The organism is Kitasatospora sp. NPDC114501, assembly GCF_055633695.1.
Map to the genome: position 1 here is coordinate 26430 of NZ_JBVKDS010000003.1, position 19951 is coordinate 46380.

The 19951-nt window shown below is 73.3% G+C and carries 19 protein-coding genes; 14 read left to right on the plus strand and 5 right to left on the minus strand.

The annotated features are described in order from the left end of the window. Window positions 1–16: 16 nt before the first annotated feature. The gene (locus ACZ7RU_RS06530; RefSeq protein ID WP_470339802.1) at window positions 17–910 is read right to left on the minus strand and encodes a biotin--[acetyl-CoA-carboxylase] ligase; all 894 of its coding nucleotides are present in this window, start codon (window positions 908–910) and stop codon (window positions 17–19) included. Window positions 911–1176: 266 nt separating this feature from the next. Between ACZ7RU_RS06530 and ACZ7RU_RS06535 the strand changes: the two genes are divergently transcribed. The 6 genes from ACZ7RU_RS06535 (at window position 1177) to ACZ7RU_RS06560 (ending at window position 6769) form a co-directional block, all read left to right on the plus strand. Next, window positions 1177–2766, plus strand: a complete 1590-nt coding sequence (locus ACZ7RU_RS06535) for an acyl-CoA carboxylase subunit beta (RefSeq protein WP_387756546.1) — start codon at window positions 1177–1179, stop codon at window positions 2764–2766. A 30-nt stretch (window positions 2767–2796) separates the two neighbouring features. Beyond that, window positions 2797–3018, plus strand: coding sequence for an acyl-CoA carboxylase subunit epsilon (locus tag ACZ7RU_RS06540; RefSeq protein ID WP_470339803.1), 222 nt, complete (start codon window positions 2797–2799; stop codon window positions 3016–3018). 142 nt (window positions 3019–3160) lie between these two features. Further along, window positions 3161–3301, plus strand: a complete 141-nt coding sequence (gene mmpB / locus ACZ7RU_RS06545) for a morphogenic membrane protein MmpB (protein WP_470339804.1) — start codon at window positions 3161–3163, stop codon at window positions 3299–3301. Between the two features lie 47 nt (window positions 3302–3348). Next, window positions 3349–3951, plus strand: coding sequence for a nucleoside triphosphate pyrophosphatase (locus ACZ7RU_RS06550; RefSeq protein ID WP_470339805.1), 603 nt, complete (start codon window positions 3349–3351; stop codon window positions 3949–3951). A gap of 60 nt (window positions 3952–4011) precedes the next feature. Next, on the plus strand, window positions 4012–4758 hold the full coding sequence (locus ACZ7RU_RS06555) for a hypothetical protein (RefSeq protein ID WP_470339806.1): 747 nt from the start codon (window positions 4012–4014) through the stop codon (window positions 4756–4758). A 235-nt stretch (window positions 4759–4993) separates the two neighbouring features. Continuing rightward, window positions 4994–6769 (plus strand): acetyl/propionyl/methylcrotonyl-CoA carboxylase subunit alpha, encoded by a 1776-nt coding sequence (locus ACZ7RU_RS06560; protein ID WP_470339807.1) that lies wholly within the window; start codon window positions 4994–4996, stop codon window positions 6767–6769. A gap of 77 nt (window positions 6770–6846) precedes the next feature. On the opposite strand, the gene ACZ7RU_RS06565 is transcribed toward ACZ7RU_RS06560, so the two are convergent. Beyond that, on the minus strand, window positions 6847–7803 hold the full coding sequence (locus tag ACZ7RU_RS06565) for a DeoR/GlpR family DNA-binding transcription regulator (protein ID WP_470340217.1): 957 nt from the start codon (window positions 7801–7803) through the stop codon (window positions 6847–6849). 236 nt (window positions 7804–8039) lie between these two features. Then, on the minus strand, window positions 8040–9494 hold the full coding sequence (locus ACZ7RU_RS06570; RefSeq protein WP_470339808.1) for an NAD(P)H-quinone dehydrogenase: 1455 nt from the start codon (window positions 9492–9494) through the stop codon (window positions 8040–8042). Window positions 9495–9591: 97 nt separating this feature from the next. Here ACZ7RU_RS06570 and ACZ7RU_RS06575 point away from each other — a divergent pair, with 97 nt between their 5' ends. The 3 genes from ACZ7RU_RS06575 (at window position 9592) to ACZ7RU_RS06585 (ending at window position 12948) form a co-directional block, all read left to right on the plus strand. Beyond that, complete coding sequence (locus tag ACZ7RU_RS06575) at window positions 9592–10029, plus strand: gamma-glutamylcyclotransferase family protein (protein WP_049660023.1); 438 nt, start codon at window positions 9592–9594, stop codon at window positions 10027–10029. Between the two features lie 187 nt (window positions 10030–10216). Further along, a complete protein-coding gene (locus ACZ7RU_RS06580; protein WP_387756531.1) occupies window positions 10217–11038 on the plus strand; it encodes a purine-nucleoside phosphorylase in 822 nt (273 codons plus the stop codon). A gap of 185 nt (window positions 11039–11223) precedes the next feature. After that, the gene (locus ACZ7RU_RS06585; protein ID WP_470339809.1) at window positions 11224–12948 is read left to right on the plus strand and encodes a phospho-sugar mutase; all 1725 of its coding nucleotides are present in this window, start codon (window positions 11224–11226) and stop codon (window positions 12946–12948) included. Between the two features lie 67 nt (window positions 12949–13015). Here ACZ7RU_RS06585 and ACZ7RU_RS06590 read toward each other — a convergent pair whose 3' ends face one another. Continuing rightward, window positions 13016–13696 (minus strand): PH domain-containing protein, encoded by a 681-nt coding sequence (locus ACZ7RU_RS06590; protein ID WP_470339810.1) that lies wholly within the window; start codon window positions 13694–13696, stop codon window positions 13016–13018. 108 nt (window positions 13697–13804) lie between these two features. On the opposite strand from ACZ7RU_RS06590, the gene deoC reads away from it, so the two are divergent. From deoC to ACZ7RU_RS06615, 5 genes are all read left to right on the plus strand, one after another. Then, window positions 13805–14791 carry a deoxyribose-phosphate aldolase gene (gene deoC, locus ACZ7RU_RS06595; RefSeq protein WP_470339811.1) on the plus strand — a complete coding sequence of 329 codons (987 nt, stop codon included), beginning with the start codon at window positions 13805–13807 and terminating at the stop codon, window positions 14789–14791. Between the two features lie 5 nt (window positions 14792–14796). Next, window positions 14797–16293 (plus strand): aldehyde dehydrogenase family protein, encoded by a 1497-nt coding sequence (locus tag ACZ7RU_RS06600; RefSeq protein WP_470339812.1) that lies wholly within the window; start codon window positions 14797–14799, stop codon window positions 16291–16293. Beyond that, window positions 16286–17191 carry an aldehyde dehydrogenase family protein gene (locus ACZ7RU_RS06605; RefSeq protein WP_470339813.1) on the plus strand — a complete coding sequence of 302 codons (906 nt, stop codon included), beginning with the start codon at window positions 16286–16288 and terminating at the stop codon, window positions 17189–17191. The genes ACZ7RU_RS06600 and ACZ7RU_RS06605 overlap by 8 nt, the downstream gene beginning before the upstream one ends. A 259-nt stretch (window positions 17192–17450) precedes the next feature. Beyond that, window positions 17451–17852: a hypothetical protein gene (locus ACZ7RU_RS06610; RefSeq protein ID WP_470339814.1), complete on the plus strand. Its 402-nt coding sequence runs from the start codon at window positions 17451–17453 to the stop codon at window positions 17850–17852. Window positions 17853–17914: 62 nt separating this feature from the next. Continuing rightward, a complete protein-coding gene (locus tag ACZ7RU_RS06615; RefSeq protein ID WP_470339815.1) occupies window positions 17915–18553 on the plus strand; it encodes an ATP-binding protein in 639 nt (212 codons plus the stop codon). Window positions 18554–18734: 181 nt separating this feature from the next. On the opposite strand, the gene ACZ7RU_RS06620 is transcribed toward ACZ7RU_RS06615, so the two are convergent. Then, window positions 18735–19607: a SigE family RNA polymerase sigma factor gene (locus ACZ7RU_RS06620; protein ID WP_470339816.1), complete on the minus strand. Its 873-nt coding sequence runs from the start codon at window positions 19605–19607 to the stop codon at window positions 18735–18737. Between the last annotated feature and the right edge of the window lie 344 nt (window positions 19608–19951).

Consider the following 19951-nt stretch of genomic DNA (forward strand, 5'->3'; position numbering starts at 1 on the left):
AGGTGAAGACTGCCGTTCAGCGGGGCTCGGGGCGCACGTGGACGACGTCCCCCGCACCGACCGCCCGGCGTACGCCGTCGGGCGTGCGGACCACCAGCCGCCCGTCGCCGTCCACCGCCACCGCCTCGCCGACCAGCTCGCGGTCGCCCGGCAGGTGCACCTTCACCTGGCGGCCCAGCGTGGTGCAGCGGTCCACGTAGGCGCGCAGCAGGTCGCTGGCGTGCGGGTCGCCCGCGGCGGCCGTCCAGTCCCGGTACAGCTCGGCGAACTCGCGCAGCAGGGCGCGCAGCAGGGTGCCCCGGTCGGTGGTCGAGGCGCCGGCCAGCGCGAGCGAGGCCGCGGTCGGGACCGGCAGCTCCTCCGCCCGCAGCGAGACGTTGAGGCCCATGCCGACCACCACCGCGCCGCCGGCCAGCTCGGTGAGGATGCCGCCGAGCTTGCGCTCCGCGCCGTCGATCTCCACCTGGAGGTCGTTGGGCCACTTCAGTCCGACCTCGACCCCGGCGACCCGGCCCAGCGTGCTGGCCGCGGCCACCCCGACCAGGATCGGCAGCCAGCCGTACCGCTCGACCGGCACCTCCTCGGGGCGCAGCAGCACGGACAGGAACAGCCCGGAGCGGGGCGGGGCGGTCCACCGCCGGTCCATCCGGCCGCGGGCGGCGCTCTGCGCCTCGGCCACCAGCACCGCGCCCTGCCCGGCACCCGCCACGGCCCGGGCGGCGAGGTCGCTGTTGGTGGAGCCGGTCTCGGCGACGACGTCCAGGGAGGTCCACAGGCCGCCCGGGACGAGCAGGTCGTGGCGCAGCGCCTCCTCGTCCAGCGGCGGACGGTCCAGGTCGGTCCAGGGCGACGGTCCGGCGTGGCCGAAGCCGCGCAGTCCGCTGCGGCGGGGGGTCTGTGGTTCGGTCATGGGGAAACCCTAGATCGGGTGACGGACCCGGGCCGCCCCGTCGGGCCGCCCGCCCCGGGAGCCAGGCCGCCCCATCGTCCCGCAGAACGCCCGCCGGCAAAACTGTGTCGATGGCCATAACGCCGGGACATGACGGATAGCCCTCCGCGCTGGCTACGCTACCCAGCGGTAGTTCGTAGCGCCGCCCTGCCCTCATGCGCGGGCCCACCACCCGGTTCCGCGCGCACTCGAACAGGTCGCGGCCAAGGATCAGGGAGAGCCACCGGATGACCGAGGCGCCGTACGACCCCCACACCACCGCGGGCAAGCTCGCCGACCTGCGGCGCAGGCTGGACGAGGCGGTGCACTCCGGCTCCGCCAAGGCCGTGGAGAAGCAGCACGCCAAGGGCAAGCTGACCGCTCGCGAGCGGGTCGTGGAACTGCTGGACGAGGACTCCTTCGTGGAGTTCGACGAGTTCGCCCGGCACCGCTCGACCAACTTCGGCCAGGAGCGGAACCGGCCGTACGGCGACGGCGTGGTGACCGGCTACGGCACCGTGGACGGCCGCCAGGTCGCCGTCTTCGCCCAGGACTTCACCGTCTTCGGCGGCTCGCTCGGCGAGGTCTTCGGCGAGAAGATCGTCAAGGTGATGGACTTCGCGCTGAAGACCGGCTGCCCGGTCATCGGCATCAACGACTCCGGCGGCGCCCGGATCCAGGAGGGCGTGGTCTCGCTCGGCCTGTACGGCGAGATCTTCCGCCGCAACGTGCACGCCTCCGGCGTCATCCCGCAGATCTCGCTGATCATGGGCCCCTGCGCGGGCGGCGCGGTGTACTCCCCCGCGATCACCGACTTCGTGGTGATGGCCGACCAGACGTCGCACATGTTCATCACCGGCCCCGACGTGATCAAGACCGTCACCGGCGAGGACGTCGCGATGGAGGAGCTGGGCGGCGCGCGCACCCACAACACCAAGTCGGGCAACGCGCACTACCTGGCCGCGGACGAGAAGGAGGCGATCGAGTACGTCAAGAGCCTGCTCTCGTACCTGCCCTCCAACAACCTGTCCGACCCGCCGTCCTACCCCGAGCAGGCCGACCTGACGGTCACCGAGGAGGACCTCGAACTCGACACCATCGTGCCGGACTCGGCGAACCAGCCGTACGACATGCGCAAGGTGATCGAGCACATCGTCGACGACGGCGAGTTCCTGGAGACCCAGCCGCTGTACGCGGGCAACATCATCACCGGCTTCGGGCGGGTCGAGGGCCAGTCCGTCGGCATCGTCGGCAGCCAGCCGATGGACCTGGCCGGCTGCCTGGACATCAACGCCAGCGAGAAGGCCGCCCGCTTCATCCGCACCTGCGACTCCTTCAACGTCCCGGTGCTGACCTTCGTGGACGTGCCCGGCTTCCTGCCCGGCACCGAGCAGGAGTGGGACGGCATCATCCGGCGCGGCGCCAAGCTGATCTACGCCTACGCCGAGGCCACCGTCCCGCTGATCACCGTGATCACCCGCAAGGCCTTCGGCGGCGCGTACGACGTCATGGGCTCCAAGCACCTGGGCGCCGACCTCAACCTGGCCTGGCCGACCGCGCAGATCGCGGTGATGGGCGCGCAGGGCGCGGTCAACATCCTGCACCGCCGGGAGATCGCCGAGGCCGAGGCGGCCGGCACCGCCGAGGAGAAGCGGGCCGAGCTGATCGCCTCGTACGAGGACACCCTGCTGAACCCGTACCTGGCGGCCGAGCGCGGCTACGTGGACGCGGTGATCGCGCCGAGCGAGACCCGCCGGCACATCGTCCGCGGTCTGCGGGCGCTGCGCGGCAAGCGCGAGGTGCTGCCGCCCAAGAAGCACGGCAACATCCCCCTGTAGGCCCCGTCCCTGTCGGGAGAGAAACCAGCCATGTCCCCGATCCACGTGCTGCACGGGCAGCCGACCCCCGAGGAGCTGGCCACCGTCCTGGCGGTGGTCCAGGCCCGGGCCGCCGCCGCGCAGTCCGCCGCCGAGGCGGCGCGGCTGGCCGGTGCCGGCCCGGCCTCCCCCTGGAACGACCGCTCCCGCCTGCTCCGCCCGGCCGTCCACCCGGGCGTGAACGCCTGGCGGACCTCGGGCTGGGCGCACTGAAGTCCCCCGGGTGGAGCGGGAGTCCGGCCGCGCCGGCGTCCCGCTCCACCCGGCTTTTCCGCCCGCCCCGCCGACCGGTCCGCCCGAAACCTGAGTACGGATACTCAGGCGCCCGCACCCCCGCGCGGCGCACTCTGGACGGGTGCTCTGGTCAGACCCCCGCGACGAGCCCTCGCCCGAGGCCCGTCGGATGCAGGAGCGGATGCAGCGGGGCGGCAAGGTGCTCGCCGCCCTGGTGCTGGTCGGCTCCGTGCTGGCGATGCTCTCCCGCTGGTTCACCTGAGCCGTTCACCCGAACGGCGGACACGGGCACCCCCTAGGCTGGTGGGCATGACCGACCAGCGCCCCCTCGTCCTCGCCTCCGCCTCCCCCGCCCGCCTCGGGCTGCTGCGCCAGGCGGGGCTCGACCCGCGCGTGGTGGTCAGCGGCGTCGACGAGGACGCGATCACCGCCGCCACCCCCGCCGAGCTCGCGCTCGTCCTGGCCGAGGCCAAGGCGAAGGCCGTCGCCGCCGAACTCGCCGACGGCGAGCTGGTGATCGGCTGCGACTCCGTCCTGGAGCTGGACGGGCAGGCCCTCGGCAAGCCCGCCGACGCCGCCGAGGCACTGGCCCGCTGGCGCTCGATGCGCGGACGGGCCGGCGTGCTGCGCACCGGCCACTGCGTGATCGACACCGCGACCGGCCGGCAGTCCTCGGCCACCGCCTCCACCACCGTCCGCTTCGGCACCCCGGACGACGCGGAGATCGCCGCGTACGTGGCCTCCGGCGAACCGCTGTACGTGGCCGGGGCGTTCACCCTGGACGGCCGCTCGGCACCGTTCATCGACGGCATCGACGGCGACCCGGGCAACGTCATCGGCCTCTCCCTGCCGCTGCTGCGCCGGCTGCTCGCCGACCTGGACCTGCGCATCACCGATCTGTGGACCGCCTGACCCGCCGCACTGCGCCGCTCTAAGCTGACCGGCGTCCGAACGGGGAGGGGGACGCGGCAGATGACCGACAGCGTGCTCAACGTGGTGCTGGGCCTGGTGGCCAGCGCGATCAGCGCCTGCCTCGGCTGGCTGGCGCAGGCACTGCGGCGGCGCCGCAGGGTCGAGCGGATGCGGGCCTTCCTCGGCCTGCCGAACGGCGGCGAGTGCCTGGTCGTGGTGCCGCGCAGCATCGGGACGGGCTCGCACGCCCACACCGTGACCCGGCGCGACGCCTACGCGCTGATGTGGCTGGCCGGGCTGGTCGAGGAGTGCGGGGCGCGGCCCGAACTGGTCGCCCACGACGCCGCGCACCGCGGCCTGGGCGCCAAGACCGAGCTGTGCCTGGGCGGGCCGGTCAGCAACGAGCGGACGGCCGCCCACCTGGCCTGGGGCCTGCCGGGCGTACTGGTCACCTCGGGCCCGGGGCCGGGCAGCAACGTGATCGTGGTGGGCGAGCGCGACTTCACCGTCGGTCCCGACCGGACGCACACCCTGCTCGCCCGGATCGCCACCCCGGACGGCGGCCGCCCGGTGTTCCTGGTCGCCGGCCAGACCGGCATCGCCAACCAGGCCGGGGTGCGCTTCCTGGTCGCCCACCACCGCGAACTCGCCCGGAAGTACGGGCAGGACGGCACCTTCGCGCTCGTGCTGCGGGCGGTCAACCCGGAGGCGTACGGGCCGGACATGGTCGAGGTGGCGGCCGACGTGACGGCCGAGGCGCTCCGGCGGCCCGAGGCGCGTTCCGGGACGCGTTCCGGGGCCGCTTGAGCGGTCCGGGCAGGACTGTGGCCGATGCCACCTCCCGCCACGCCGCCGGCCGGTCACCCGCCGTGGCCCCCGCCGATCCGGGCGGACCCGCGCCGACCTGCGGAGTCGTCCGCAGGCCCGCCCAGGGGCCCGGAAAACCCATCACCGAGCGTGTGGGATAGTTCACAACCCGGGGCTACTCGCCGGTACTGCCCAGGAATCCATAAACTCAACGAGGTTCAAGAAGGGAGCCACAGTGCGCAAGGTGCTCATCGCCAACCGCGGGGAAATCGCCGTCCGCGTCGCCCGGGCCTGCTCGGACGCCGGTATCGCCAGCGTCGCCGTCTACGCCGAGCCGGACCGGGATGCGCTGCACGTCCGCGCGGCCGACGAGGCTTACGCGCTGGGCGGTGACACTCCCGCTACCAGCTACCTGGACATCGCCAAGGTCCTCAAGGCGGCCGCCGACTCCGGCGCGGACGCCGTCCACCCCGGCTACGGGTTCCTGTCGGAGAACGCCGACTTCGCCCAGGCCGTCCTCGACGCGGGTCTGATCTGGATCGGCCCGCCGCCGCAGGCCATCCGCGACCTCGGTGACAAGGTCACCGCCCGGCACGTCGCCCAGCGGGCCGGTGCCCCGCTGGTGGCCGGTACCCCGGACCCGGTCTCGGGTGCCGACGAGGTCGTCACGTTCGCTCGGGAGCACGGCCTGCCGGTCGCCATCAAGGCGGCCTTCGGCGGTGGCGGCCGCGGCCTCAAGGTCGCCCGCACCCTGGAGGAGATCCCGGAGCTGTACGAGTCCGCGGTGCGCGAGGCCGTCGCCGCCTTCGGCCGCGGCGAGTGCTTCGTCGAGCGCTACCTGGACAACCCGCGGCACGTGGAGACCCAGTGCCTGGCCGACAAGCACGGCAACGTGGTGGTCGTCTCCACCCGTGACTGCTCGCTCCAGCGCCGCCACCAGAAGCTCGTCGAGGAGGCGCCCGCGCCGTTCCTGACCGACGAGCAGAACGCCGAGCTGTACCGGGCGTCCAAGGCCATCCTGAAGGAGGCCGGCTACGAGGGCGCCGGGACCTGCGAGTTCCTGGTCGCGCTGGACGGCACGATCTCCTTCCTGGAGGTCAACACCCGCCTCCAGGTGGAGCACCCGGTCACCGAGGAGGTCACCGGTCTCGACCTGGTCCGCGAGATGTTCCGGATCGCCGACGGCGAGGAGCTCGGCTACGGCGACCCCGAGGTGCGCGGCCACTCCTTCGAGTTCCGCATCAACGGCGAGGACCCGGGCCGCAACTTCCTGCCCGCGCCCGGCACCGTGACGCTGTTCGCCCCGCCGTCCGGCCCGGGCGTGCGCCTGGACTCCGGCGTGGAGAGCGGCTCGGTCATCGGCCCGGCCTGGGACTCGCTGCTGGCCAAGCTGATCGTCTCCGGCCGCGACCGCAAGCAGGCCCTGGAGCGGGCCCGCCGCGCGCTGGCCGAGTTCAAGGTGGAGGGCATGGCCACCGCCATCCCGTTCCACCAGGCGGTCGTCGCCGACCCGGCGTTCGCGCCCGAGGTGCACGGCGGCGAGGGCCCGTTCAAGATCTTCACCCGGTGGATCGAGACCGAGTTCGACAACACCATCCCGCCGTTCGCCGGCGCGGCCGGTGACGGCGAGGAGGCCGAGACCCGGGAGACCGTGGTGGTCGAGGTCGGCGGCAAGCGGATCGAGGTCTCGCTGCCGTCCTCGCTGGGCGTCGCGGCGGCCCCGGCGGCCGGTGCGGCAGGTGCCGCCAAGGCCAAGCGCCGGGTGGGCGCCAAGAAGGCCGGCTCGGCCGTCAGCGGTGACACCCTGGCCTCGCCGATGCAGGGCACCATCGTCAAGGTCGCCGTGGAGGAGGGCCAGGTCGTCGCCGAGGGCGAGCTGATCGTGGTCCTGGAGGCGATGAAGATGGAGCAGCCGCTGAACGCCCACAAGTCGGGCACCGTCTCCGGCCTCAAGGCCGAGGTGGGCGCGAGCGTCAGCAGCGGCGCGGCGCTCTGCGAGATCAAGGACTGACACCGCCCCGTCCTCGGACCGGTCCGTACGCCCTGCGGGGTGTGCGGACCGGTCCCGTTTCCGAGGCCGGTACGGGCTCAGCGCCCGCGCGGCAGGCCCAGCTCGGCCAGCCGGGCGGGCATGCCGCCCGGGCCGGCGTGCCCGCCGTGCGCGCCGGGGCGGCGCTGGCCGGGCAGCGGGGCGCCGCCGGGGGGCGGGCCGCCGCGGCGGGCCATCGGGCCGGGCTGGGTCTGGTGCACCGGGCCGCTGCCGGTGCCGTGCACCGGGGCGTCGCCGCCCGGGCCCGCACCCAGCGGGGCCAGGTCGACCTGCACCCCGCAGTCGGCGAGCGCGTCCAGCTCGCGGGCGGTGTTGTCGTCCGCGGTGGCCTGCTCGTCGGTGACCAGCCGGGTGATGGTCTCGGTGGCGACGGTCTGGAACATGCCGGCCGCGCCGAGCTTGGTGTGGTCGGCGAGGACGATCACCTCGGCGGCCGCCAGCACCATGGCCCGGTCCACGCTCGCGGACAGCATGTTCGCCGTCGACAGCCCACGCTCGGCCGTCAGCCCGCTGCCGGAGATGAAGGCCTTGGTGACCCTCAGCCCCTGCAACGACTGCTCCGCGCCGCTGCCCACCAACGCGTAGTTGGAGCCGCGCAGGGTGCCGCCGGTCATCACCACCTCGACCCGGTTGGCGTGCGCCAGGGCCTGGGCGACCAGCAGCGAGTTGGTGACCACCGTCAGCCCGGGCACCCGGGCCAGCCGGCGGGCCAGCTCCTGGGTGGTGGTGCCGGCGCCGACCACCACCGCGTCGCCCTCCTCCACCAGGCCGGCGGCGAGGTCCGCGATGGCGCTCTTCTCCGCCGCGGAGAGGTGGGTCTTCTGCGGGTATCCGGGTTCGCGGCTGAAGCCGCCGGGGAGCACCGCGCCGCCGTGCCGGCGGTCGAGGAGCCCTTCTGCCTCCAGCGCCCGCACGTCACGACGCACGGTCACTTCGGAGGTCTGGACGACGCGGGCCAACTCCCGGAGCGAGACGGCTCCGTTGGCGCGCACCATTTCGAGGATCAACTGGCGACGTTCTGCTGCAAACACAGAACCGACGGTAACCTGCGTGACCGTCTGCTTTCAGGCGTTTGCAGCTAGTAGCGGGAATTGCTCACGCACGAGCGGCGCGTGACCGTACAATACGCGCCGTCAATGGCCCGGAACTGCGCCCGCCGTCCGGGTGACGGGCATGCCCGCGCGAAGGGCGGCCGCCGATCGGCAGCCGCCCTCAACTGTGCGCCGGACGCTCAGGATTCGCCGTCGGCCCGCTTGCGGATGTGCAGCTGCCGGGCGGCCTCGGCGGTCGAGCCGGAGACGGACGGGTAGACGGTGAAGGCACTGGCCACCTGTTCGACCGTCAGATTGGCGTCCACCGCGAGCGAGATCGGGTGGATCAGCTCGCTGGCGCGCGGGGCGACGACCACGCCGCCGACCACGATGCCGGTGCCCGGGCGGCAGAACAGCTTCACGAAGCCGTCCCGGATGCCCTGCATCTTCGCCCGCGGGTTGCCGCGCAGCGGGAGCTTGACCACGACGGCGTCCATCTTGCCGCACTCCACGTCGGCCGCCGTGTAGCCGACGGTGGCGATCTCCGGGTCGGTGAAGACGTTGGAGGCCACGGTCTTGAGGTTCAGCGGCTGCACCGCGTCGCCGAGCGCGTGGTACATCGCGATCCGGCCCTGCATGGCCGCCACCGAGGCGAGCATGAAGACGCCGGTGCAGTCGCCCGCCGCGTAGACGCCGGGGGCGGTGGTGCGGGAGACCCGGTCGACCTGGATCTGGCCCCAGTCGTTGAGCTTGACCCCGGCCTCCTCCAGGCCCATCTCGGAGGTGTTGGGGATCGAGCCGACCGCCATCAGGCAGTGGGTCCCCTCGATCACCCGGCCGTCGGCCAGCATGACCTCGACCCGGTCGCCGATCCGCTTGACGCTCTCGGCGCGCGAGCGGCCCATCACGTTCATGCCGCGGCGGCGGAAGACGTCCTCCAGCACCTCGGCGGCGTCCGGGTCCTCGCCCGGCAGCACCCGGTCACGGCTGGACACCAGGGTCACCCGGGAGCCGAGCGCCTGGTACGCGCCGGCGAACTCGGCGCCGGTCACGCCGGAGCCGACCACGATCAGCTCGCGGGGCAGCTCCTCCAGGTCGTACACCTGGGTCCAGGTGAGGATCCGCTCGCCGTCCGGCTGGGCGTCCGGCAGCTCGCGCGGGTGGGCGCCGGTCGCGATCAGCACCGCGTCGGCGCGCAGCGACTGCACGGTGCCGTCGGGCGCGTCCACCAGGACCTCGCGGGAGCCGTCCACGGCCTGCCCGCCGGTGCCGAGCCGGCCGCGGCCGCGCAGCACGGTGACGCCGGCCCGGGTGACGGACTGGGTGATGTCGTGGGACTGCGCGATGGCCAGGCGCTTCACCCGGCGGTTGACCTTGCCCAGGTCCACGCCGATCACCCGGGCCGCCTGCTCGATCGGCGGGGTGTCGTCCGCGACCAGGATGCCCAGTTCCTCATACGAGCTGTCGAAGGTGGTCATCACCTCCGCGGTCGCGATCAGGGTCTTCGACGGAACGCAGTCCGTGAGCACCGCCGATCCGCCCAGACCGTCGCGGTCGACGACGGTCACCTCCGCGCCGAGCTGTGCGGCGACCAGGGCCGCCTCGTAGCCGCCGGGTCCGCCACCGATGATCACGATCCGAGTCACGCTCCCCATTGTCCCGCACGCCGGGAGCGCCGCCACGCCGGGGTCGGGCTCCGCACCTTCGCCCAGTCGCCGCGGCCCGCCCGCCGCCCGGGCTACGCTGGCCCCCATGCCCCTTTACGCCGCGTATGCCACCAACCTCGATGCCCGGCAGATGACCCGCCGAGCCCCGCACTCCCCGCTGCGCGGCACGGGGTGGCTAGCCGGCTGGCGGCTCACCTTCGGTGGCGAGCAGCTCGGCTGGGAGGGCTCGCTGGCCACCGTGGTCGAGGACGAGAAGGACCAGGTCTTCGTCTCGCTGTACGACGTCGCGCCGATGGACGAGGAGGGCCTGGACCGCTGGGAGGGCGTCCAGCTCGGCATCTACCGCAAGATCAAGCTGCGCGCGCAGACCCTGGACGGCGACATCCCGGTCTGGACGTACGTGCTGAACGACTACGAGGGCGGTCTGCCCGCGGCCCGCTACCTGGGCCTGGTCGCCGACGCCGCGGAGAGCGCCGGCGCCCCGCACGACTACGTGATGGACCTGCGCCGCCGCCCCTGCTAGCCGCGTGCCGCGCCCGGCACGAAGGTGCGGGCACGGAACGCGCGAGCCGCCGGGTGTGTGGGAACCGACGAACCGGGTGCCCCGGAGACCGCCGCCGAGCTGTGTCTTCAGGGCATCCGGGTAACGATCCGGCACGCCGCGAGCGAATTTCTACGCGCGTAGCCGAAAGCCGTCTATCCTCTGACCCGTGAACGCTTCTCCTCAGTCGGTCGTCTCCGCCGACCCCTACGCCGCCGCCCAGGCCGCCGCCGAGCGCCTGCGCGAGCTGACCGGTGCCGAGCGGCACGACGTCGCCCTGGTGATGGGCTCCGGCTGGGTGCCGGCCGCCGACGCCCTGGGCGAGACCGTGGCCGAGTTCCCGGTCACCGACCTCCCGGGCTTCCCCGCCCCCGCCGTCGCCGGCCACGCCGGCAAGATCCGTTCGGTGAAGATCGGCGACAAGCGCGCCCTGATCTTCCTCGGCCGCAACCACTACTACGAGGGCCACGGCGTGGCCACCGTCGTCCACGGCGTGCGCACCGCCGCCGCGGCCGGCTGCGGCATCGTCGTGCTGACCAACGGCTGCGGCGGCCTGCGCCAGGGCTGGACCCCGGGCCAGCCGGTGCTGATCAGCGACCACATCAACCTGACCGGGGACTCCCCGATCGTCGGCGCCAACTTCGTCGACCTCACCGACCTGTACTCCAAGCGCCTGCGCGCGCTCTGCCACGAGGTCGACCCGACCCTGGACGAGGCCGTCTACGTCCAGTTCCGCGGTCCGCACTACGAGACCCCGGCCGAGGTCAACATGGCCCGGGTGATCGGCGGCGAGCTGGTCGGCATGTCCACCACCCTGGAGGCCATCGCCGCCCGCGAGGCCGGCTCCGAGGTGCTCGGCATCTCCCTGGTCACCAACCTGGCCGCCGGCATGACCGGCGAGCCGCTCAACCACGAAGAGGTGCTGGAGGCCGGCAAGGCCTCCGCCGAGCGCATGGGCGAGCTGCTCGCGAAGGTCCTTGAGCGGATCTGACGCCCACCAGGCGCAGAATGCATGAGTGACGGGGCCCACGGGCGGCGTGATCCGCTGATCACACCGGCCCGTGGGCCCCGTCCGCGTGCGCGACCCCTTCTCGGCGGACCCCCGGTCCCGGCGGATCCCCCGGTCTCAGCGAACCCTCCGGCCGACACACCGACGCACTTCCCGATGGAGCTGGCATGACGCAGGCACCCACCACCGACCTCCTCGCCCGGGCCCGGACCTGGCTGGCCGAGGACCCCGACCCGCGGACCCGCGAGGAGCTCGCCGCTCTGCTGGCCCGGGCCGAGGGCCCGGAGGCCGAGACCGACAGCAAGCTCGCCTGGGCGGAGCTCGCCGAGCGCTTCTCCGACCGCCTCCAGTTCGGCACCGCCGGCCTGCGCGGCGAACTCGGCGCCGGCCCGATGCGGATGAACCGCGCCGTGGTGATCCGGGCCGCGGCCGGCCTGGTCTCGTACGTCCGGCAACAGGGCCTGGGCGACCTGGTCGTCATCGGCTACGACGCCCGCCACAAGTCGTACGACTTCGCCCGCGACACCGCCGCCGTGGTGGTCGGCGCCGGCCTGCGCGCCGCGCTGCTGCCGCGCCCGCTGCCGACCCCGGTGCTCGCCTTCGCCGTCCGCCACCTGGGCGCGGCCGCCGGCGTCACCGTCACCGCCAGCCACAACCCGCCGCAGGACAACGGCTACAAGGTCTACCTGGGCGACGGCTCGCAGATCGTCCCGCCGGCCGACGCCGGGATCGCCGCCGAGATCGACGCGATCGGCTCGCTGGACGAGGTCCCGCGCGCCGAGGAGGGCTGGGAGGTGCTCGGCGAGGACGTCGTCGAGGCCTACCTGACCCGCGCCGTCTCCATCGTCGACGAGCACGGCCCGCGCGACCTGGAGGTGGTCTACACCCCGATGCACGGCGTCGGCCGCGACACCCTGGTCGCCGCCTTCCGCCGGGCCGGTTTCCCCGCGCCCACCGTGGTCGCCGAGCAAGCCGAGCCCGACCCGGACTTCCCGACCGTGGCCTTCCCCAACCCGGAGGAGCCGGGGGCGATGGACCTCGCCTTCCGCACCGCCGCCTCCGTCGGCCCGGACATCGTGATCGCCAACGACCCGGACGCCGACCGCTGCGCGGTGGCCGTCCCCGCCAACGGCAACGCGGCCGGCAGCGGCAGCGGCGCCGCCGGCTGGCGGATGCTGCGCGGCGACGAGGTCGGCGCGCTGCTCGGCTCGGCCCTGGTCGCGAAGAAGGCCGAGGGCACCTTCGCCACCACCATCGTCTCCGCCACCCTGCTCGGCCGGATCGCCGAGGCGGCGGGCCTGGGCTACGCCGAGACGCTGACCGGCTTCAAGTGGATCTCCCGCGCCGAGGGCCTGCGCTACGGCTACGAGGAGGCGCTCGGCTACTGCGTCGACCCGCAGGGCGTCCGGGACAAGGACGGCATCACCGCCGCCCTGCTGGTCGCCGAGCTCGCGGCCACCCTCAAGAAGTCCGGCCGCACCCTGTCCGACCTGCTGGACGACCTGGCGCTGGAGCACGGCCTGCACGCCACCGACCAGCTCTCCGTCCGGGTCCAGGACCTCACCCTGATCGCCGACGCCATGCGCCGCCTGCGCGAGCGGCCGCCGACCGTCCTGGCAGGCCTCCAGGTCACCCGCGCCGACGACCTGTCGGCCGGCTCCGCGGACCTGCCGCCCACCGACGGCCTGCGCTACTACCTGTCCGGCGAGGGCGTCCGCTCCGCCCGCATCGTGGTGCGCCCCTCCGGCACCGAGCCCAAGCTCAAGTGCTACCTGGAGGTCGTCCTCCCGGTCGCCTCCGCGGCCGACCTCGGCCCCGCCCGCGAGCGCGCCGCCGCCCTCCTGGCCACCGTCAAGCAGGACCTCGCCCTGGCCGCCGGCATCACCGCCTGACGCCGAGGCACGCGTGAAGGGGCCCGCCGGTCGCGACCGGCGGGCCCCTTCGCGTGGGTGCGCGGTGTCAGACCGCGATGACGGTGACCAGGGCGATCAGGCCGAGCAGGGTGGGCGCGATGACCCACCAGCACCAGCGGACGTCGACCGGGCCGGCCGCGGCGGGGCGGGCGGCGTTGCGTTCGGCCATCTCCTGGAGGACGGCGGTGACCTGGTCGGACCAGGCGCGGGTGGGGTCGGGCGAGCCCTGGACGACCGGGTTGGTGCGCTTGGCCAGCCCCATTCCCAGGCCGGTCCGGGAGGCGTGCTCGGCGGCGCTGGGGCTCTGCGCCCGGGTGGCCCGCTTGCGCTGGCGCAGCGACACCGGCACCGCCCAGATCTGGAACTTCTTCCCGCCGGCGAGCAGTTCGACCGAGTACCCGGCGCGCAGCGCGTCCACCGACGCCCACGGCGCGACGACGGTCCGCCACGGGTTGCGCACCACCAGCCGGTCGCGGCCGGCCCGCACGGACGGGCGCAGCGTGTACGCGACCACCGGGAAGGCGAACACCGGCACCGCCGCGAGCGAGACGTACGGGGTCTTCCCAGTGCCGCTCACCACCGCGTCGCCGACCAGCCAGGCCGCGACGACCAGCAGCAGCACGCCGGAGATCACACCGGGGACAGAGCGGTACACCCGGTCGGCGTACTCGGGCTCCCCGTCGGGGGCGGCGGGGCCCTGGTCGGGCCTGCCGTCGGAATCGGTCATGGCGTCGATTCTGCCCCATGCCCCCCACCTGCGGAGGTCTCGGTCCGGCCACGATGGGTCGGCGGTCTAGCGGTCGGCTACGCGCGTAGATATGCTGGTCTGGTGACTATGTCCACTGTTGCAGCCAATGCCCTCGGCGTTGCGGGCAGCGGCCTTCAGGACGTTGCGGCGTCCGAGGCCTCGCTCCGCCGCTTCCTGCACGGCCTGCCCGGCGTCGACCAGGTCGGCCTGGAGGCGCGTGCCGCCGCTCTCGGTACCCGCTCGATCAAGACCACGGCGAAGGCGTACGCCATCGACCTGGCGATCTCGATGATCGACCTGACCACGCTGGAGGGCGCGGACACGGTCGGCAAGGTGCGCGCGCTGTGCGCCAAGGGCAGGACCCCCGACCCGACCGACCCGACCACCCCCCGCGTCGCCGCCATCTGCGTCTACCCGGACATGGTCGCCACCGCCAAGGACGCCCTGAAGGGCACCGACATCCAGGTCGCCTCGGTCGCCACCGCCTTCCCGGCCGGCCGCGCCGCCCTCCCGGTCAAGCTCGCCGACACCGCCGACGCGGTGGCCGCGGGCGCCGACGAGATCGACATGGTGATCGACCGCGGCGCCTTCCTCTCCGGCCGCTACCTCGACGTCTTCAACGAGATCGTCGCCGTCAAGGAGGCGTGCAGGCGCCCCGACGGCAGCTCCGCCCACCTCAAGGTGATCTTCGAGACCGGCGAGCTCCAGACCTACGACAACGTCCGCCGGGTCTCCTGGCTGGCGATGCTGGCCGGCGCCGACTTCATCAAGACCTCCACCGGCAAGGTCGCCGTCAACGCGACCCCGCCGGTCACCCTGCTGATGCTGGAGGCGGTCCGCGACTTCCGCGCGGCCACCGGCGTCCAGGTCGGCGTCAAGCCCGCCGGCGGCATCCGCACCACCAAGGACGCCATGAAGTACCTGGTGATGGTCAACGAGACGCTCGGCGACGACTGGCTGACCCCGCACTGGTTCCGCTTCGGCGCCTCCAGCCTGCTCAACGACCTGCTGATGCAGCGCCAGAAGCTGGCCACCGGCCGCTACTCCGGCCCCGACTACGTGACGGTGGACTGATCACCATGGCCAAGAAGAAGAACACCGAGGAGCCCGTGGCCAAGCCCGCCGGCGGCCTCTTCGCCTACGCCCCGGCCCTGGAGTCCCCGGCCGCCGCGGGCGACATCGCCACCTCCTACGGCCACTTCATCGGCGGCGAGTTCGTCGACTCCTCCGGCAACGAGGCCCTGAAGACGGTCAACCCGGCCACCGAGCAGGTGCTCGCCGAGTTCGCCCAGGGCACCGAGGAGGACGTGGACCGCGCGGTCGCCGCCGCCCGCAAGGCCTTCGCCGACTGGTCGGCGCTGCCCGGCAGCGAGCGCGCCAAGTACCTGTTCCGGATCGCCCGGATCATCCAGGAGCGCAGCCGCGAGCTGGCCGTGCTGGAGTCGATCGACAACGGCAAGCCGATCCGCGAGACCCGCGACGTCGACCTGCCGCTGGTCGCCGCGCACTTCTTCTACTACGCGGGCTGGGCCGACAAGCTGGACCACGCCGGCTTCGGCCCGAACCCGAAGCCGCTGGGCGTGGCCGGCCAGGTCATCCCGTGGAACTTCCCGCTGCTGATGCTGGCGTGGAAGATCGCGCCCGCGCTGGCGACCGGCAACACGGTCGTCCTGAAGCCGGCCGAGACCACTCCGCTGACCGCGCTGCGCTTCGCCGAGATCTGCCGCCAGGCCGGTCTGCCGAAGGGCGTCGTCAACATCGTCACCGGTGACGGCCGCACCGGCGCCGCGCTGACCTCCCACCCGGACGTCAACAAGGTCGCCTTCACCGGCTCCACCCCGGTCGGCCGGGCCATCGCCAAGCAGCTGGCCGGCACCCGCAAGAAGCTCTCGCTGGAGCTGGGCGGCAAGGCCGCGAACATCGTCTTCGACGACGCGCCGATCGACCAGGCGGTCGAGGGCATCGTCAACGGCATCTTCTTCAACCAGGGCCACGTCTGCTGCGCGGGCTCGCGCCTGCTGGTCCAGGAGTCGGTCCAGGACGAGCTGCTGGACGCCCTGAAGCGCCGGATGGCCACCCTGCGGGTCGGCGACCCGCTGGACAAGAACACCGACATCGGCGCCATCAACTCGGCCGAGCAGCTGGCCCGGATCACCGCGCTGACCGACGCCGGCGAGGCCGAGGGCGCGGAGCGCTGGTCGCCGGCGTGCGAACTCCCGGGCACCGGCTTCTGGTTCAAGCCCACCCTGTTCACCGGCGTGAGCCAGGCCCACCGGATCGCCCAGGAGGAGATCTTCGGCCCGGTCCTGTCGGTGCTGACCTTCCGCACCCCCGCCGAGGCGGTCGAGAAGGCCAACAACACCCCGTACGGCCTCTCCGCCGGCATCTGGACGGAGAAGGGCTCGCGCATCCTCTGGATGGCGAACCAGCTCAGGGCCGGCGTGGTCTGGGCCAACACCTTCAACAAGTTCGACCCGACCTCGCCGTTCGGCGGCTACAAGGAGTCGGGCTACGGCCGCGAGGGTGGCCGCCACGGTCTGGAGCCCTACCTGAATGTCGAGGCCCGAGATGTCTGACACGACCTTCCAGCGTCTTGACGTCCTCAAGACCTACAAGCTGTACGTCGGCGGGAAGTTCCCGCGCTCCGAGAGCGGACGGGTGTACGAGGTGACCGACTCGAAGGGCGAGTGGCTCGCCAACGTCCCGCTGGGCACCCGCAAGGACACCCGCGACGCCGTCCTGGCCGCCCGCAAGGCGGTCAAGGGCTGGGCCGGCACCACCGCGTACAACCGCGGCCAGGTGCTGTACCGGGTGGCCGAGATGCTCCAGGGCCGGCGCGAGCAGTTCGCCGCCGAGGTGTCCGTCTCCGAGGGCGTCGGCCCGAAGAAGGCCGCCGCGCTGGTGGACGCCGCGATCGACCGCTGGGTCTGGTACGCGGGCTGGACCGACAAGGTCGCCCAGATCGCGGGCGGCGCCAACCCGGTCGCCGGGCCGTTCTTCAACCTCTCCACCCCGGAGCCGACCGGCGTGGTGGGGATCGTCGCCCCGCAGGCCGGGTACGGGCACTCGCTGCTCGGCCTGGTCTCGGTGATCGCCCCGGCGATCGCCACCGGCAACACGGTCGTGGTCGCGGCCGCCGCGGACGCCCCGCTGCCCGCGCTGTCGCTGGGCGAGGTGCTGGCCACCTCGGACGTCCCGGGCGGCGTGGTCAACATCGTCTCGGGCCGGACCGCGGACGTCGCCCCCACCCTGGCCTCGCACCAGGACGTCAACGCGCTGGACCTCACCGGGGCGATCGCCTCCGACGGTCCCGGCGCGCCGCAGGCGCTGGAGGCGGCCGCCGCGGATACCCTGAAGAGGGTGGTCCGTCCGGTGCTGGACCCGTTCGCCCAGGACTGGACCAATGCGCCCGGTACGGACCGGCTACTCTCGTTCCTGGAGACGAAGACGGTCTGGCACCCGATGGGGATCTGACCTCCGTCGCTCCGAGCGAACAACTCCACAGACTGGCCGTCCCCAGTGCCCTCACCCCCCCAGGGCCCGGACGGTCATTGGACGGACCCGCGCCTCTCCCCCCCTGGCGCGGGTCCGTCGCCGTTCCGGCACTGCTCCGGCCGTCCGCCGCCGGCGTTCCGTCGACTTTCGTCACTGCCCACCGCCGACTTTCGACGCTCCCGCGCACCCGTCCGCCCGGGCCAGAATCACCGGAGACGGAAACGATCAAGGGGGACGGATGGGCGAGTTCATCGGCGAGCTGATGGCGCTGTTCGCGGACGGCTTCTACCGCAGGTGGCACGTGGCCCGCACCACGCGGCGACTGGCCGCCGGCCGCCCGGTCCGGGTGCCCTGCTCGGCCCGGTCCGAACGGCAGAGCGCGTACACCAACGGCACCCTGCACATCACGCCCGGCGCCGACAGCGTGGCCCTCGTCTCCCGCGACACCGGACGACTCGACCTGCCCGCCGGCGGCACCTTCCACGAGCCCGAGCCCGACACCTGGCACAGCCAGGACTGGGCCGCCACCGCCTACCGGCCGCCCGGCACCGAGGAACCGGTCTACCTCCAGGTGGACAGCCGCTACCTGCCGATGGTGCACGTCGCCCTCGCCGACCCGCGGTCACAGCGGAAGGCCTGACGGCAGAAGGTCCGCACCGACCGGTTTCGGCAACCGGCCGGGATGCGTCAGACTGGTGTCCCGTGAGTGACTCCCCCATGAACCCCGCACCGGCCGCGCGCGCCCGGGTGATCCTGCTCTCCGGGCCCTCCGGGTCGGGGAAGTCCTCCCTCGCCGAGCGCAGCGGCCTGCCGGTGCTCCAGCTCGACGACTTCTACAAGGACGGGGACGACCCGACCCTGCCGCGGCTGCCGGACGGCGCCGTCGACTGGGACTCCCCGCTGGCCTGGCACCGCGACCAGGCCGTCGCCGCGATCCGCGCCCTGCACGAGCACGGCCGCGCGGAGGTCCCGGTGTACTCGATCCCGGACAACGGCCGGGTCGGCACCCGCGGCCTGGAGCTGGACGGGGCCGGCGCGTTCATCGCGGAGGGCATCTTCGCCGCCGAGATCACCACCGAGTGCGCCGAACAGGGCCTGCTGGGCGACGCCCTGTGCCTGCGCAACGGCGCGCTCACCACGGCCTGGCGCCGGCTGCGCCGGGACGTCCGGGAGAGCCGCAAGTCGCTGCCGGTGCTGCTGCGCCGGGGCCTGCGGCTGATGCGGGCCGAACGGTCCATCGTCGGCCGGCAGGTCGCGCTCGGCTCGTACGCGTGCGCCGGCCCGGAGGCCGAGCGGCGGATCCGCGCCGCGGCCCTGGCCACCGAGCTCTCCGCCGTCTGAAGCGGCCCCCGGGACCGCTTCCGCGCCCGGCCCACGGCACGACGACGGCCCGGTGCGTCTCCCCCGCACCGGGCCGTCGCCTTCCCCGAACGGTCCTCGGCTCCCCCACGGGCGTGCTCCCCCGAGCCGCTGCCCCCGGACCGTGACCGTTCGCTTCCCGTCCCCCGACGGGAGTCCTCCGTTACGCGACCAGCTCGCCGAACGCCCGGACGGTGTCGCCGGACTTGTTCAGGTGCTCGTCCTCGCGCAGCCGGCGCAGGGCGCGCCAGATGCTGCTCTTGACCGTGCCGACGCTGATCCCCAGCACGTCGGCGATCTCCGGGTCGGTCTTGCCCTCGTAGTACCGCAGCACCAGCATGGTGCGCTGGTTCTCCGGCAGCTTCGCCAGCGCCTGCCAGAGCACGGTGCGCAGCTCGGTGCCGCCCATCGCGTCGGTGTCGCCGGCCGTCTCCGGCAGCTCCTCGGTCGGGTACTCGTTGACCTTGCGGCGCCGCCAGGCGGAGATGTGCAGGTTGGTCATGGTGCGGCGGAGGTACCCGCCGACCGCGGCCTTGTCGGTGATCCGGCCCCAGGCCCGGTAGGTGCTGAAGAGCGCGCTCTGCAGCAGGTCCTCGGCCTCGTAGCGGTCACCGGTCAGGTGGTAGGCCGTGGCGTACAGGGAGGCGCGGCGCTCGCGCACGTACGCGGTGAACTCCGTGATGTGGTCCTCCGCGACGGCCGGGTGCTCCCCCTGCGCGCCTCCCTGTCCCGCCTCGGTGGTGCGGGCCGCCGCGGGGTTCAACCGCAGCAGCGTCGCACCGGCGGCCTCGCGACCGGTCGGCTCCCCCGAACCGACCGTCCGCAGACCGTTCCCCCCGGTCCCCCGGTCACCCCCCGGGGCGTCCTTGCCCTCGACGCGGACGGGGAGGATCCCCCGCAGCGTGAGGGTGTTGGCGGTGTCGACCGAACTCCCCAGACGGCCGATCCCGTACAGCTCCCCCGTCCTGCCGCCGCCGCTCACCCGACGGGCGACAGGGTTTCCACCGGTGCTGTGCGCGCACCCCCGCACGGTCACGGCACCGGAGTTCTCGTCGGTCCTGACCTCATACCGGGTCCGGTGGGACGTGGCTGACGAACGCGCGGTGCGGACAGCCGGGTTGGTCCGGGTCTGAAGCGTGGCGTTCATCGTGCGCCCCCTGGGTCGGTACGAGCGGTTCCGGTAGCCGCCCTCCAGCCGGCCTTGCGGCCCGCTGTCCTGCGGCGACATGGAAAATCCTGCCCGCCGGTTGTGATGGCGCTGTCCGCCGACTGTCACAGGGGTGTCACAGGAGCGGGCCGAACGTCCCGGTCCGCCTCCCTCCGTAGCGGACGCCGGTGGCGACCGTTCCGGTTCCCGGGGGACCGGCGAAGGGTCCGGGG

What these genes read in the sequence shown, in the direction of transcription:
- ACZ7RU_RS06530 (WP_470339802.1), bottom strand. Translation starts at nt 910, where the DNA reads ATGACCGAACCACAGACCCCCCGCCGCAGCGGACTGCGCGGCTTCGGC.
- ACZ7RU_RS06535 (WP_387756546.1), top strand. Translation starts at nt 1,177, where the DNA reads ATGACCGAGGCGCCGTACGACCCCCACACCACCGCGGGCAAGCTCGCC.
- ACZ7RU_RS06540 (WP_470339803.1), top strand. Translation starts at nt 2,797, where the DNA reads ATGTCCCCGATCCACGTGCTGCACGGGCAGCCGACCCCCGAGGAGCTG.
- ACZ7RU_RS06550 (WP_470339805.1), top strand. Translation starts at nt 3,349, where the DNA reads ATGACCGACCAGCGCCCCCTCGTCCTCGCCTCCGCCTCCCCCGCCCGC.
- ACZ7RU_RS06555 (WP_470339806.1), top strand. Translation starts at nt 4,012, where the DNA reads ATGACCGACAGCGTGCTCAACGTGGTGCTGGGCCTGGTGGCCAGCGCG.
- ACZ7RU_RS06565 (WP_470340217.1), bottom strand. Translation starts at nt 7,803, where the DNA reads ATGGTGCGCGCCAACGGAGCCGTCTCGCTCCGGGAGTTGGCCCGCGTC.
- ACZ7RU_RS06570 (WP_470339808.1), bottom strand. Translation starts at nt 9,494, where the DNA reads ATGGGGAGCGTGACTCGGATCGTGATCATCGGTGGCGGACCCGGCGGC.
- ACZ7RU_RS06575 (WP_049660023.1), top strand. Translation starts at nt 9,592, where the DNA reads ATGCCCCTTTACGCCGCGTATGCCACCAACCTCGATGCCCGGCAGATG.
- ACZ7RU_RS06585 (WP_470339809.1), top strand. Translation starts at nt 11,224, where the DNA reads ATGACGCAGGCACCCACCACCGACCTCCTCGCCCGGGCCCGGACCTGG.
- ACZ7RU_RS06590 (WP_470339810.1), bottom strand. Translation starts at nt 13,696, where the DNA reads ATGACCGATTCCGACGGCAGGCCCGACCAGGGCCCCGCCGCCCCCGAC.
- deoC (WP_470339811.1), top strand. Translation starts at nt 13,805, where the DNA reads ATGTCCACTGTTGCAGCCAATGCCCTCGGCGTTGCGGGCAGCGGCCTT.
- ACZ7RU_RS06600 (WP_470339812.1), top strand. Translation starts at nt 14,797, where the DNA reads ATGGCCAAGAAGAAGAACACCGAGGAGCCCGTGGCCAAGCCCGCCGGC.
- ACZ7RU_RS06605 (WP_470339813.1), top strand. Translation starts at nt 16,286, where the DNA reads ATGTCTGACACGACCTTCCAGCGTCTTGACGTCCTCAAGACCTACAAG.
- ACZ7RU_RS06610 (WP_470339814.1), top strand. Translation starts at nt 17,451, where the DNA reads ATGGGCGAGTTCATCGGCGAGCTGATGGCGCTGTTCGCGGACGGCTTC.